Raw genomic sequence first — 14,045 nt, forward strand, 5'->3', positions numbered from 1 at the left:
AGTAGAGCAAATTTGGTAGTTTTAATATAGTTACAAATTTTTGTTCCTCCATGGCAAGGACTCTAAAAAAGTTAGTAGTCTCCCATTAACTAAAATAACTCCCATTATAATTATGATACCTCCTAATATGCTTACGGGAATAATCTTTTCCTGTAACAATAGAATAGCTGTTACCAATGTTGCTACTGGTTCCAAATAAAGAAACACAGATACTTGAGACGCCTCTAAAACCTCTAACGCCTTTGCCCAGTACCAATAGGCAACACCTGAAACGAATACACCTAGAAATAATAAATGAGCCCACTCTACGCTTGTTAAAAAGGGCATCTTCTCCCACCCTCTATTTCTTATGAGAAAGGGAGTCGTTAGAGTAAATCCTATTAAACACATATAAAATGTAATAACAAGAGAGGGAAGTTGAATATGTAACCTTTTTAATAGGACAGAATAGATGGCCCAATTTAACGTACTTAGAATCATTAACAGGTAACCAACACTGATTGGGAGCTGAAGGACTGTTGATTGTTAGAAGTAGTCACCAGTAGAACTCCAATGATGGCTACAATCATCCCTGATGCTTTTAATACGGTCATCTTTTCATGCAAAAAGAATACTGAGAGAATGACTGTAAATACAGGAGAAAACGAAATAATCCACCCTGCTGCAGAAGCATTTATTGTGAGAAGTGCTGTTGCCTGAATCACTTGGTGAACGAACACCCCAAGTATACCTAACACAATCAGATGAGGAATATACTTAAGTGAAATTCTTAATGGATATCGCTTTAGCGCTAATAACACCAATAAAAAAAGTGCCCCAATTCCAAAACGAAGAACAAGGAGTGTATATGGATCGAGCTTATCTAAGACAGCTTTGGTAGAGACAAAGGAGATCCCCCAAAAACTAATAGACATTAGTGCATATAACGAGGCAGCAAATTTAACCTTTGACGCAATCATAGGCTCAATTTTCCTTTCAACAATAAAGGTATCTTCTATTAACTAACATATGCCTTTTCTAAAAGAAAATGAAAAAATTCATTTCAATCTTAAAAAAAATGTTGGAAACTCTAGCATTCTGCATATTTATAATTCTCTTTTAACCTTCTCTAGAGGACCTATAAATGTGAACTATAGAAAAACTAATTGAGGGGGTTTATAGTAATACATAAGCTGAATTCTAAAGAAAGTGGCGGATATTAAGTTATGATACACAAGAATAGTTTATATGCTTCTCCAGTAATATCAAAAGAAAGGAAGCAGCAATGAAATATAATGTCCAAATCTATGAAGATAACCAAGGAATACTTATGATAAATGTGCCCGATGAAATTTTTTTAGTTATGGATTTATTACTAAGTGATGTTCAAGAAGATGGATCGAAATTATGGTTAGGTTTAATTGATAAAGTACTTTCAATGCAATCTTCTTATGAAGAATTAACTGGAAATGCCTGTACTATAGAAATTAAATATGATGTAACAAAAATTGTGAATGAGTATGCGGAAGAAAATCAAAAGGCATATTGTTTAATTGAAACGGCTGAGCTAAAACAGATTCTGCTTATGTGGGATGATAGTGTTAGAATAAATATGCAAAATAGACAAATGAATATCTTTGTGAACTAAAATTAAACTTGATTAACGAATATTTCCAATGCTAGTTTAGGTATAAAATATGGGCTTTTTCTACAAGTTATGTAAATTTAAAACCTATTATAACAAAAGTATTTTACCATTTACTTAACATTATAGAGTTAACGTATATTTTTCTCTTTATAATATATATATTTACTTCAACATTCCCATTGGTCAATATAATCTTCAAACGTAGCGTGAGGCTGCGTCTTTTTTATTACTGGGCCTTGTCAGGAAACATCGTGAAAGAATGAAGCTTTTCTTTTATTTTAGATAATTGTAAAATAATTATAAAACGTGCGTTATAAAGGGTTGGTGGAATAAATTGAAACAAAGTAAACGTAAACGTGTAACCTTACAAGAAGTGGCGGAACACGCGGGAGTATCTCGAGCTACCGCTTCGCTTATTGTACGAAATAGTCCAAGTGTTTCTGGAAAAACAAGGAAAAAGGTTCTAGCTTCGATGAAAGAGCTAGGATATGTATATGATCGTATTGCTGCAAATTTAAGGTCTCAAACTTCATCAACAATCGGAGTTATTATTACGGACATATCTAATACGTTTTTTACAGAATTGTTAATTGGAGTGCACGAGGAGCTTGAGAAAGACGGATATACGGTGTTTTTAGGTACGACGTTTGATTCGGATAATCGACAGGATCAGTTGCTTTCTACAATGCTAGAGCATCGGGTAGGAGGCATTATTTTATGTCCTGTAGCGGGTACATCGGAAGATACGATAAGAAAAATTCAGCATTTAGATGTTCCTTCAGTGCTAGCAGTACGGGAATTGCCTGAAGTGGAGTCAGATTATGTGGGGGTAGATTATAACTTAGGTGTTCAAAAAGCGGTCCAACACTTACTAGAACAGGGACACAAAAGAATCGCATTTTTAGGAGGAACAACTGGTTCTACAACGTGGAAAGACAGAATGGAAGGTTACCGTTTGGCGCTAAAGAACGCAGGGATTTCTATAGATGAAGACCTTATTATTCCTAGCGGTCCTACAAGAAGCGGAGGTGTAGAAGCTGCTCATCAAGTATTGGACATTTCTGAGCCTCCAACAGCAGTTTTTTGTTTTAGCGACCTAGTGGCGTTTGGTGTTATGCAAGGCTTAAAAGAGAAAGGGATAGTTCCGGGAGAAGATATAGCGGTAGTGGGGTTTGACAATGTCATGGAATCATCTGTGTGCCACCCTACTCTAACAACCGTCTCTTCTTTTGCAAGACAAATAGGAAAAGATGCTGCAAGATGTCTTCATAACCAAATTGTTGATAAAAAAGAACATCATCAGCGAATTATTTTAACGCCTCAGTTAGTTGTTCGAGAATCGTCTACAAAAAAAAGAAGCAGTTAATTAACTGCTTCTTTTTTTGTAGACGATTTAGACGGTTCATAGATATCCCAAGCCATCTTTAAGGAATTAACAATGTAATTTGCTACTTCTTCAATATCCAAATTGTCAGTTTCTACTTTGGAGTGGTGGTTGGAATAAATTGCTTGGCGCGTATAAAATAATTCTTCAATACCCTCTAGACTTCGTCCTTGTAAAACAGGGCGACTATCAATAATTAGGCTGATGCGCTCTTTCCATGAATCCCATGAAAGGTCTAAAAAGGGTTCTGGTGCAAAGATTGTATTTGCTTGAAAGGGGTGTATAGTGTCCTATTGGTATTCAATTTTATGAAGCTATTCCAAATAGTTGGTGAATGAACCTGACTTGATTTGGGACAGACTTCACCTCCTGATAAACCTGTTTCTTTTTTATCATATGCATGACCTCTATTCCAGAAATAATGACTTTTGCTGTACGAAACGATTTTAGGCCTAACATTGTAGACAGGCGCTTCTTAATAAACCTATGATCCTGCTCCACAATGTTATTTAGATATTTACTTTGTCTTACTTTGGTGCCTTGAGGCATCCTTTTTTCTCCTCTTAGCTCTTGAATAGCAATGGGATAGGCAGGATTTTTATCTACTGTAATCGCACGAGGTGTAGAAACGTGCGAAAAAGCCAAGGCTTTATTCTAAAAGCACTTGGCAACTTGTTTCTTCTTGATTCCTTGGATAAAAATCAAGGGAATTTGCTTACTGACGTAGAGCCAGCCATTTCATGAAATGTTGTAAATTTGTATACTTCGCATAAAAAGATCTTTTGAATAATTTGCGGATTTAGATGCGTTTATCACGGGTTGCATTATTTTGTCATAAAAATCATTCCGTTAAGTAGAAAAATAGCTGTTCATCATATCTCATGCAGAACCTATAAAAATTTGTCACTAGCCACCTACTCAATTTTTCATGATAATCTCTCTCTTTTTGATTTCTTTTAAAAAGATAAAATATTGGAATGATGACTGTCAAATTGATATTGATAAAAGTACTATGCATCTTGACTCCTTATCAGTACAGATTTTAGGTTGTCATAGTTTGTTTTCTTAAGCTCCCCTATTTCACAGCTTTATTTTTCATTAACTTTCCATATCTGTAGCATACGACAACTGCCGATATTATACCGATTAAAGTAATTATTAGATCAAATACAAATATGTGCAAAATAGTAGTGTGACTTTTAATTAAACCCGTAAAAGTAGGAATAAAGATAGCTGACAAACCACCCGCGGTAGATACGACTCCTGTTATAGTACCTTTATTTTTCCAAAATAATTCTGCCATCACGGTCAAAGTTAATTGGTATACTCCTGCAGTTGAGAAACCTAATAAAAACGAATTTACTATACCAATTGCTTGAGAATTTACAGTTAATAACACTAAAAGTGAAAATAATGTAATAATTGGATACAACAAAAGGATAGTCACCGGTCTTATAAATTTCTTTAATAATCCTGCCAATAATAAAACTGAAACCAGCCCACCAATACTATAGTAACTAAGCAATTTTACTGAATTAGCATCAGTCATGTTTAAAATCTCTTGACCATAAGTAGGTAGCCATATTTGCGGAAGAGAATATAATCCGTTTGATGTAAACCCTATAATAATAAGAGCTATCCCTTCTTTCCAAAACTTAGGGATAATTGGAGATTTATTATCTTTTTCTGTTTCTTGAATCATACTTATATCCCGATGATTAGGAAATGGCGCTGTAAATAGAAAGAGCATGTTGACAAGATATAGGGCAGCAGGAATGAAAAATGAAAATCCATAAGATATTCCATGTTCTAAACAAAAGAAAATAATTAAAGGTAGAATGAATGAACCTAAAGATAGGAAAGCTTTAACCAAAACATTTTTGGAACCTGAACTTTTGGGGAATATCTCCATAAGAGCAGGATACGTACCCTCATCCATAGCTGAATTAGCCATTCCTGCAAGGATGGCAAAAGCAAAGGCAATTTGGAAGTTGGGAGACAACGGTATCCCTATTAAGAATATTGCCATCATAACAGTCGAAATTACTACCGGAGGTTTTCTTCCAAATTTATCTGATAAAAATCCGCAAATAGCATAGGTGAAGACCCTTCCAATACCTAACGCTGAGATAATATAACTAATACCTGTACTATCTGTATCTAATTGTTTGGTTAAGAAAGGCATATTCGCAGATAAAATGATATTAACCATTCCTAACAAAAAGTAATTCACATACATTCCTAATGTTGTTTTTATATAAGGATTCTTCATTTTTTCTCACTCCTGCATAAAAAACTTTCTAATGGTGCTTAAAGCAGAATAACTAATAAGGTCTATAAGAAGAGAAGGTTTCTATTTACACAAAATTATTGATGAACTCCAATGTTTTGTAGAAAGCTATAGACATACTAAAAATGACAACTTCACCATTAGATGAAGTTGTCAAAAATAAAATGGAATCTCTAATAATTCACTTAAAATTACATCTTACTTCAAAATGAAATTTCTATGTGTCCATTAGATAATTTTTTACACCATAATGTAACTATCAGGCGTTCTCATTTTATATTGATTAGAATTATTTATTAGAACTTGCTGCTACTGCTGCTCGAATACCTAGTAAGTAACTTTCCTCGCCGAATCCCGAAATTTGCCCAGTCGCAATTTCTGCGAACACAGATTTATGACGGAAAGCCTCACGTGAATGAATATTGGACATATGAATTTCTATAACTGGTACTGTTAAAATCGCTAAGGCATCACGAATTGCATAACTATAATGTGTCCAAGCTCCTGCATTGAGTACAACACCATCTACTTTTGATAAGAAAGCTTCATGAATTTTTTCAACCATTTCACCTTCATGATTTGTTTGGAATGTTTCTACCTCAACCTTTAACTCTTCTGCTAACTGCGCAATATTATTATTGATTTCGTCTAAGGTAATCGTACCGTATTGTTTAGGGTCACGTTTACCGAACATATTATGATTTACACCATGTAACATTAAAATTTTAGTCATGACTGCCTCTCCAATCAGTTTTTTTATATTTAAATATTATAAATTTTTTTCTTTTATTATTTGTTGTCTGCAAATAAAATTTCTTTAACTTGCTTCATTGGCATATCAACGCCTGTGAATAATTTAAATGCTAAAGCACCTTGCCATAACATCATTCCTAAACCATTAATTGTTTTAGCACCTGCTTCTTCTGCTTGAGCTAATAATTTTGTCTTTTGAGGATTGTACACTACATCTGTTACAACTAAATCTTTACGTAATACATCTAAAGTGTCATCTATAATACTTAAGTGATCTAATGGTTTCATTCCAAGACTTGTCCCATTAGCCAAGATAGCACTTTCTGCTACCTCACGTCGGAAAGCTTCTTTATCTTCTAACGGAAAAATGTTGGCTTTAACACCGAATTCCTTCATTTCATTATTAATATAATTGACGTTTTCTTCTGCTTGAGCAAAGTACTCATCATTACGAGCGAAAATACTGATTTCTCGAATTCCAGATTGCGTTAACTGAATAGCGATTGGTGTTGCAGCACCACCTGAGCCAACCAGTGTTACTTTTTGACCTTCAAGTTTCACATCGTGGTCGATTAAATTTTTTACGTATCCGAGGCCATCTGTATTATAACCAATTAATTCACCATTTTGATTAACTACTGTGTTGCTTGCTCGTGTGTATTTAGCTGAATCATCTAGCTCATCAAGGTATTCTAATACCTTCATTTTATTTGGCATGGATACATTAAATCCTGCTACCCCTGCAGCTTTAAAACCATTAACTGCTTTTTCTAATTCATTATTCCCTACCTCAAATGCAAGGTATGCATAGTTTAACCCTGCTAATGTATAACCAAGATTGTGCATTCGTGGTGAAAGACTGTGTCCAATGGGTGTTGCAAGCAGTCCTACTAATTTTGTTTTTCCATCAATGTTTTTTTCATGTACTGTGTGTGTCATGTTAAAAATCTCCTTTAAATTAAATATTCACTTGATAAATTTGTTTTTCGTTAGCCAAAAATCTTTTTTAGTCTAGTCAATACAAATACGGCAAGTATGACACTAATTACTGCGATAATCATGTCGAAGATTAATGTCATTGAAATTCCAAGTGAGCTTACTAAACCACTCGTAATAATGGGTACAAGAATAAAAGCTGAACTCGCAGCGATATTTACATACGAAGATGCTGTCGCTTTACTTGCAGGGAAAAGCTTCATCATAATACTTAGAGCTAGTTGGAAAATACCTGATGTGAATAATCCCATTAAGAATGTGCTTACTATTACAAAACTGTACGATTCCACCATGAATAATGTCAGCATGGATAAGAAGGCACCAATTGGATAGATGATTGCGATCATAATAGGTGAAATAAATTTATCCAACATAATTGCCAGTAAAAGTACAGATACAAGAGCACCTATACTGAAATAAGATAGCAATTGTATTGCTTGATTAGATTCGAGTCCTATAAGTTTTGTTCCTAATTGGGGTAACCATGTTTGCCACACAACGAATAATGCTGTTGAAGTAAAGCCCATTAGGATAATGGCTAAGCCTTCGCCAAGAAACTTTGGCTGTTCTTTAAAGTCTGCTTGGCTTACATCGCCTCCTTTCGTTGAAACTAATTTGTGGTTTGGAAATGGCATAAAAATCAAATAAATTCCAGTTAATAGATATAATGCGCCCATTCCAAAGAATGTCCAGCCCCAGAAGATATGGTTTGCGACTAAGATTGCCATTATAAATGGTAGTAATGTTGCCCCAATCGATACGGATGCTTTTACTAACACAGAAGCAGAACTCGCTTTTGTCGGAAACGATTCTGTTAATGCTGGATATGTTCCTGAATCAAGTAATGAGTTAGCAATACCTGCTGAAATCGCAAAGACAAAAGCAAGTACATAACTTGTTGTTGTCGGTATTCCTACTAGAAATAATAAATAAAGAAAATTGGCAGTAATGATTACTGGTTTACGACCCCAACCATCTGAAAGACGACCGACAAAGAATAGAGCAATTAATTTACCAATTCCTATAGCTGATACAAGTAAACTAATTTTTGCAATAGTTACACCATAGCGTTCTGATAAGTTGTCCATATTTGATGCAATAATAATGTTAATCATACCGAGCATTAAGTAGTTCATATACATCCCGAAAGATGATTTGATGTAAGAATTTTTCATGTTTTCACTCCTATATACAAAACCTTTTTAAACAAAAGCTTTAATTTTTGGTTTTTCAAATATTTCAAATTACTCTAGTATCAGTACTTTTTTAAGCAACACCTCTTTCAAAACCAATATTATTTTACATTCTAAAAATCTTAAGATAATAAAATTAATAATTAGAATATCTCAAACCAAAGACATCACTCCTGGCTAATATCTTTTATATGGAGTTTTTGCTGCAGAGATTAGATTGATTAAAAAACACATAGTTTTCTAACTGAATTTTTTTAAGCAGTTTACCATTAATTGAAACGCTTTCTTTTTAACAAATTTTTAAAATTCATTTACACTGTAGGTTGCATGACACAAGTTAATATTTAAACGAGAGTGTATTGTTATACTAAAAATTTATTAGAACTTATTCTCTCAGACAAATATATAAATATTAAATAAATTATTAGATCGATCTAATTTTAAATGTAAAGAAAATGATATTTTTAACGTTTTTAGATCGATCTAATTTTAGGAATTATTAAGAATTATAAATTTGACGTTTTATAAATGAATAACTTCAGTATAATAATATATTTTTAATAACACTTAATTATTATCAGTCTGGTAATTTGTAAGCGATTCAATTTAGTATAACAATATACCGACGAGACAAATATACTCCTGAAAATAAAATGTGTCAAGTCTGTGACAAAATCTTTTAATCCTTGATTCATAAGCTATTTTAACATTTCAACATTCAAATATTTATTCTTGAATCCTTTGATTTAGCATTCTAAAGCTAATATTCAACAATAACATTTAATTAAAAATGTTTAATTATTATATATTTTACCGGATTAATATTTATTTTATTTGTTAAAATAAATTTATGGCAAGTCCAAATTTGCATACAACATAAGAACCCTAACCTGTTTACTAAAAAGTCCTTAAATAAATTCGAGGATTTCTCTTCATTTATTTCTTTAGAGGAAAGATATTACACATCATACTGCAAAGAAAGATACATCTTAAAGGTACCTTATTTTGTAAAAAAATATGTTATACTTTTAATAATTTTTTTACAAATTCCATTTAGTCTTAACACTCTTAATAAAATAAAAAGCATCATCATTTGGCCTGAACCTTGTGTCAAAACAGGGGTCAGGCTCTGTTCTGCGACAAGGTTTCTTTTTGTACGTGGTTCCGGAAATATTGATTATGGTAACTAAGGGTGTATATCGTATCCATACCACGAAACCTCGATTTATGGTAAAATTTACATTATGTACCGCAATGATTTTTTGAAGCAAGATGTGACCACATTGGATATAGTGAAAGAGGTAAAGTTACTAAAATATCAAATGAACCTTATGAAGCACATGATTAATGCTGATGAACATCTCTTTTTTATTTTCGCTATTGACCATGAATTTGAAGAGGACCAAGTAAACGTCTTATTAAAAGTACTCCATGCATTTAACCACCGATTAAAGGATGAGGAAATTTCAATATTAAATCAGGATGATCATTTGCTCTCTCAATTTAACCTCCCTTTAGATAAAGTATACAACTCAGAACAACCCACTCTAGAGGAATTTAAATTGTATATTACAAAGGTTTTTTATCAGGAATTCGAATTAGAGTATTTATTGTCTAGTCTAAGGAAACAGTCTATCCAAAATGAAGTTTGCGATTTTCTCTTAAATCTCTTAAAAGAAGAATGAAAAAATCATGAAAAGTGCTTATGTGCATATAAGGAGAGTGAGGGTTGGAAATGGATGTTAGTAATAAAAGTTGGATTATGAAGAATCCAGCATTACACTTTGGACTGTTGTTTTTTCTGATATTTGGTGGTCAATTTGTTATCAGATATATTAGAGATAATGACTTTTATATTCTCCATTTTATCTTTGGGGTTTTAGGATTATTAGCAATAATTATAAGCTTGGTTATAAAACCAATGGATAAAAAGAAAACAGAAGAGCATCTATCATCTATAATTAGATGCTCTTCTTGGTGTCTAGAACGTCCATTATGTTAACTAATGAACCATGAAAATGGATTCCTTAATGCGAATAATGGATACCAATTCAAATTTTATGATTTATTGAACGATTGATCTGGCAATTCTAAATCCGATATCATCTATATAAAAATCCGGCATACTTTTGCGACGACAAGTAGCTCCGCATCCACGTTCTTCTTCCGCCCAACTTCCTCCCCGAATTATTCTATAATTACTAAATACCTCTTCATCGTATAAGTCCCAACACCACTCCCAAGTATTCCCGATCATATCATACAATCCCCATTCATTAGGCTTTTTCTCACCAACCTCATGCAATCGTTCGTTAGAATTATCTTTATACCAAGCAATTTCATCTATTTCACCATACCGATACCCTTTTGAGTTTGCTTTACATGCATATTGCCATTCTGCATCTGTCGGTAAACGAAAACCATTCGTATTATACTTGCATATAACGGATTTACTTTTATTATCAAAATCATAAAACTTGTCATAACCCAGCGTAACAGACAGTAAATCACAAAAATTCACAGCATCTAGCCATGAAACATTAATAACCGGTTTTCTAGCCTCAGTCGTTGTTGAAAATTTTCCCCCTGTAATAGTTGTATAAAGTTCTTCTGTTACGGTGTATTTTGCAAGATAAAATGGCTTGATTTCAACGTTCCAAATAACTTCTTTTAGATTTTTTCTAACACCTGGCATTCCAAATTTATAATTTGAACTAATCCATTTTTGCTCGTTTCGAAAATCTCGTAGACGGACTTCTCCTTCAGGGGTATACACCATTAAATCTTTTAAGTAGTCATTTAAGTTAGCTAACATTTTCCTCTCCTAGCCTTAAATTAGCGTTTTTATAGACTCTAGTTTTTAGATAAAAGCTAACATCCTTTAACCCATTACATATTTTCATATTTTTCAGATGTATATCAAGTGAATTTTAATTGGCTTAATGAAAGTTCTAGGTATAAAAGCTCAGAGCGTTTATTATATATTAGATTATTGAACTAACCTTACGTTAATTACTTATATATTGCCTGAATGGATAGGAAAATACATATAACTGTTGAAGTAAATAAGATGACAGAGGTTACAAGATTCCTCCTAAATTTAATAGCATATGCACAAAAAAAGATTGCCGCAGCTATTTTAGAGCAGCTTTGAAAATAAGCATTATTAGAAAAAAATGAACTGCTAAAAACAATTGAAATAAGTAATGTTGCAGAAATTAGTATTTTAAACCACAAAGGCTCTTTTAGGAATTGTTTAATCATAAATTTTATCCGATGCATAACGTTATAACTCCCTTCAATACACTTTCATTTCTACTTAAACATATGATGTATTCTTGAAAAGTAATACCTAAGTACTTTATAGCTTTATAAATAGAAATTTATATTTATTTGTCCATGTGAAAATATGATATATTATATACATACCTATAATACGGTATTCTATAACTAATCTAGGTAACCACAAATAAAAGCACTACTAATCCATAAATATAAATATCCTTAAAGGCGTTAGTACAGATTACTAACGTCCTTTTTACTGTCTTCTTCACTTTAAGATTTCTGCACGCACTGGAGGCAGATAACATTGAGTAAAAATCAAAAGCTATGGACCATAGAGGAGGATTCATTCCTTAAAAAACATTATGGACAGATGACGTTCCAAGGAATGGGTGAATACTTAAACCGTAGCAAAGAATCCGTTAATAAACGGATTATACGATTAAACCTTCGTAATGAGGAGAATTGCTTACATAAAAAATGGACAACAGAGCAAGATACTTTCTTAAATGAAAACATTGCTATCATGAATAATAGGGAAATAGGAAATCATTTAGGTAGGAGTCCTTCTTCTATTGCTACTCGTATTAAAATATTAAAACTAACACGACGAGAAACACTGCGTAGATGGACGGAACAAGAGGATAAATACCTACTAAAGCATTATGGATCCAAATCTCTTAAACACATATCTATACAACTGCAGCGAAGTATACCAGCGTTAGAGTCTAGATTAAATCGCTTAGGTTTATATGGAGCAAAAGCCCATACCGGAAATATGACAGTATATGAACTAGCAAGTTGTCTTCAAATTGATGTTCATACTATCTATAAATGGATTCAAAAAAAGGAATTGCCTCATAAAATCACGAGGGCAAAAACACGAAAATTTGTAGGAATTGAAGTATCAGCCTTTTGGAAATGGGCTGAGCAGAATAAAAAGCTCCTTAATTTTTCTAAAATACCTACAAATACTCTTTTGCCAGAGCCGGATTGGGTAAGGAAACAACGGAAATATGATTATTATAATCGTCCAAAATATGAAAAAAAACAGTGGACGGAAGAAGAAGATGCTCGTCTATGGTATATGTTCTACGAGGAAGGTCGTACTCAACAAGAAATCGGTCAACTTATAGGACGATCAAGGTATGGGGTTCAACGAAGGTTAAACCGATTGCGAAAAAAGAAATTGACCACTTAAAGGCTGTATCCTTTACTTATTTTAAACAATAGATATATTCATTCGATATTAAAATAAATCTTACAAGCAAAAAGAATTTTTCTGCATGAATTTAAAAAGATATTTGTCATTTCATTTTTTAATAAACAAATTTTTCTCTACAAATCCGTTATTTTATGACTATTCAGGAAATCGTAATTTATAAGATGCAAAGAGCCCTTGATAAAAGGGCTTTTTAGTTCCTGCAAGAGTAATTACGTTAACTAACTTTGTATATTCTATACAACATAAAAAAGGGAAAAACTACTGCTCCTGCACAGTAGTTTCCCTAGTCGTTGAAATATAGATGTTACGCTGATGCTCTATTGCATCCTGAGTAGTTTGCTCAATAAACAAATTTTTATTCATTATAGATAGTTTCAATAGAATAAGTTATACAATTGGTTTATAAATTATAAGTATAGGACGACTTAGATGGAAATAAAAAAGGAGGTTATAATATTTGTCTCAAGCTACTATTCCTAGAGCTGCTGTGCGTGGTACAGCTTCTGGAGTTATCTTCATGGCATTTTTCGGTACTCTTTGGGCAGGAATTGGAATTAGAGGAATGCAAGGGTGGGAATTCCCTGTATTTATCACCCTATCTTTATTGATTGGAGTCGTATTATTTATCAGTGCATTTGCATTAATAAAGAGTTCTAGTCAATTATCTAATGAAGTAATTAAAGAGGATAGAGATCGTTGGAGAAAAAAGAATAGATGGTTCGGTATTTTTTTTAGTTTAGAAGGTCTCTTGATTGCTATTGCTGCTTTTATTTGCGTATCTACTAATCACTTAAATTTGTTTGTTCCTGTTATGGCTCTTATTGTCGGTGCTCATTTTTTTCCTCTAGCATCCCTGTTTCAGGTTCCAATTTATTATGTTACGGGGACACTTCTGTGCTTACTTGCAACTATTGTAATGCTAACCTTTCCTGTGAAAATAATAATAAATGATTATCAAATTATGGCATGGTGGGTATCGGTAGGTTTTGGATCAGCTTTAATATTATGGGTAACTGGAGTAATCGTTTGCCTTAAAGGATTTAGGCTACTTAGCATGGCCCAGCATAGAGATGAAAATAGTAAGGTATCTACACGATTATAATGTGCTTTTTGCTACCGGCAAACTACATTATGTTAACTAAGGGTGTATATATCGTAGTCATCTAAAAAAGCAGAAAAAACCTACCTCTTCCCAGTCAAAAGAGGTAGGTTTTTTCTACTGATAGATGAAAATAAGGTGTGAGTGAAGTCTTAAAAGACTTCTGGAGTAGTTTGCTCATGTTGCTATTTATTAT

The 14,045-nt window shown here is 33.0% G+C and carries 13 protein-coding genes and 2 pseudogenes; 6 read left to right on the top strand and 9 right to left on the bottom strand.

Going from position 1 to position 14,045, the window contains the following annotated elements; translation table 11 throughout:
* Positions 1–30 precede the first annotated feature (30 nt).
* Together SB717_RS00805 and SB717_RS00810 are read right to left on the bottom strand one after the other, a co-directional pair.
* Positions 31–480 carry a DMT family transporter gene (locus SB717_RS00805; protein ID WP_410902993.1) on the bottom strand — a complete coding sequence of 150 codons (450 nt, stop codon included), beginning with the start codon at positions 478–480 and terminating at the stop codon, positions 31–33.
* A complete protein-coding gene (locus SB717_RS00810; protein ID WP_410902994.1) occupies positions 480–959 on the bottom strand; it encodes a DMT family transporter in 480 nt (159 codons plus the stop codon). The genes SB717_RS00805 and SB717_RS00810 overlap by 1 nt, the downstream gene beginning before the upstream one ends.
* 305 nt (positions 960–1,264) lie before the next feature.
* Between SB717_RS00810 and SB717_RS00815 the strand changes: the two genes are divergently transcribed.
* Positions 1,265–1,627 carry a hypothetical protein gene (locus SB717_RS00815; protein ID WP_144646429.1) on the top strand — a complete coding sequence of 121 codons (363 nt, stop codon included), beginning with the start codon at positions 1,265–1,267 and terminating at the stop codon, positions 1,625–1,627.
* 334 nt (positions 1,628–1,961) lie between these two features.
* Positions 1,962–2,993 carry a LacI family DNA-binding transcriptional regulator gene (locus SB717_RS00820; protein ID WP_410902995.1) on the top strand — a complete coding sequence of 344 codons (1,032 nt, stop codon included), beginning with the start codon at positions 1,962–1,964 and terminating at the stop codon, positions 2,991–2,993.
* Here SB717_RS00820 and SB717_RS00825 read toward each other — a convergent pair.
* The 6 genes and pseudogenes from SB717_RS00825 to SB717_RS00850 form a co-directional block, all read right to left on the bottom strand.
* Positions 2,990–3,253: pseudogene (locus tag SB717_RS00825) on the bottom strand (shikimate kinase); the annotation flags it as partial. The gene SB717_RS00820 and the pseudogene SB717_RS00825 sit on opposite strands and share 4 nt — an antisense overlap.
* Positions 3,254–3,317: 64 nt before the next feature.
* A pseudogene (locus tag SB717_RS00830) lies at positions 3,318–3,662 on the bottom strand (DDE-type integrase/transposase/recombinase); the annotation flags it as partial.
* Positions 3,663–4,086: 424 nt separating this feature from the next.
* Positions 4,087–5,283 carry an MFS transporter gene (locus SB717_RS00835; protein WP_410902996.1) on the bottom strand — a complete coding sequence of 399 codons (1,197 nt, stop codon included), beginning with the start codon at positions 5,281–5,283 and terminating at the stop codon, positions 4,087–4,089.
* Positions 5,284–5,590: 307 nt separating this feature from the next.
* Positions 5,591–6,034 carry a type II 3-dehydroquinate dehydratase gene (gene aroQ / locus SB717_RS00840; protein ID WP_410902997.1) on the bottom strand — a complete coding sequence of 148 codons (444 nt, stop codon included), beginning with the start codon at positions 6,032–6,034 and terminating at the stop codon, positions 5,591–5,593.
* Positions 6,035–6,090: 56 nt separating this feature from the next.
* Complete coding sequence (gene aroE, locus SB717_RS00845) at positions 6,091–6,993, bottom strand: shikimate dehydrogenase (RefSeq protein WP_410902998.1); 903 nt, start codon at positions 6,991–6,993, stop codon at positions 6,091–6,093.
* A 50-nt stretch (positions 6,994–7,043) separates the two neighbouring features.
* Entirely contained in the window at positions 7,044–8,225 is a 1,182-nt protein-coding gene (locus tag SB717_RS00850) for an MFS transporter (protein ID WP_098622276.1), read from the bottom strand.
* Positions 8,226–9,526: 1,301 nt separating this feature from the next.
* Here SB717_RS00850 and SB717_RS00855 point away from each other — a divergent pair.
* Positions 9,527–9,928 carry a DUF1878 domain-containing protein gene (locus tag SB717_RS00855; RefSeq protein WP_098622275.1) on the top strand — a complete coding sequence of 134 codons (402 nt, stop codon included), beginning with the start codon at positions 9,527–9,529 and terminating at the stop codon, positions 9,926–9,928.
* A gap of 44 nt (positions 9,929–9,972) precedes the next feature.
* The gene (locus tag SB717_RS00860) at positions 9,973–10,245 is read left to right on the top strand and encodes a hypothetical protein (protein ID WP_410903000.1); all 273 of its coding nucleotides are present in this window, start codon (positions 9,973–9,975) and stop codon (positions 10,243–10,245) included.
* 63 nt (positions 10,246–10,308) lie between these two features.
* Here the strand turns inward: SB717_RS00860 and SB717_RS00865 are convergent, their stop codons facing one another.
* Positions 10,309–11,058: a formylglycine-generating enzyme family protein gene (locus SB717_RS00865; protein WP_410903001.1), complete on the bottom strand. Its 750-nt coding sequence runs from the start codon at positions 11,056–11,058 to the stop codon at positions 10,309–10,311.
* A gap of 774 nt (positions 11,059–11,832) precedes the next feature.
* Between SB717_RS00865 and SB717_RS00870 the strand changes: the two genes are divergently transcribed.
* On the top strand, positions 11,833–12,726 hold the full coding sequence (locus SB717_RS00870) for a sigma-70 family RNA polymerase sigma factor (RefSeq protein WP_410903002.1): 894 nt from the start codon (positions 11,833–11,835) through the stop codon (positions 12,724–12,726).
* Positions 12,727–13,207: 481 nt separating this feature from the next.
* Positions 13,208–13,852 carry a DUF7010 family protein gene (locus SB717_RS00875; RefSeq protein ID WP_410903003.1) on the top strand — a complete coding sequence of 215 codons (645 nt, stop codon included), beginning with the start codon at positions 13,208–13,210 and terminating at the stop codon, positions 13,850–13,852.
* Positions 13,853–14,045: the final 193 nt, after the last annotated feature.

This window comes from Priestia sp. SIMBA_032, from assembly GCF_046535215.1.
Lineage (GTDB): Bacteria > Bacillota > Bacilli > Bacillales > Bacillaceae_H > Priestia > Priestia aryabhattai.

Coding starts and splice junctions, on each gene's coding strand:
- aroQ (WP_410902997.1), bottom strand. CDS start 6,034: ATGACTAAAATTTTAATGTTACATGGTGTAAATCATAATATGTTCGGT.
- aroE (WP_410902998.1), bottom strand. CDS start 6,993: ATGACACACACAGTACATGAAAAAAACATTGATGGAAAAACAAAATTA.
- SB717_RS00815 (WP_144646429.1), top strand. CDS start 1,265: ATGAAATATAATGTCCAAATCTATGAAGATAACCAAGGAATACTTATG.
- SB717_RS00865 (WP_410903001.1), bottom strand. CDS start 11,058: ATGTTAGCTAACTTAAATGACTACTTAAAAGATTTAATGGTGTATACC.
- SB717_RS00835 (WP_410902996.1), bottom strand. CDS start 5,283: ATGAAGAATCCTTATATAAAAACAACATTAGGAATGTATGTGAATTAC.
- SB717_RS00805 (WP_410902993.1), bottom strand. CDS start 480: ATGATTCTAAGTACGTTAAATTGGGCCATCTATTCTGTCCTATTAAAA.
- SB717_RS00850 (WP_098622276.1), bottom strand. CDS start 8,225: ATGAAAAATTCTTACATCAAATCATCTTTCGGGATGTATATGAACTAC.
- SB717_RS00810 (WP_410902994.1), bottom strand. CDS start 959: ATGATTGCGTCAAAGGTTAAATTTGCTGCCTCGTTATATGCACTAATG.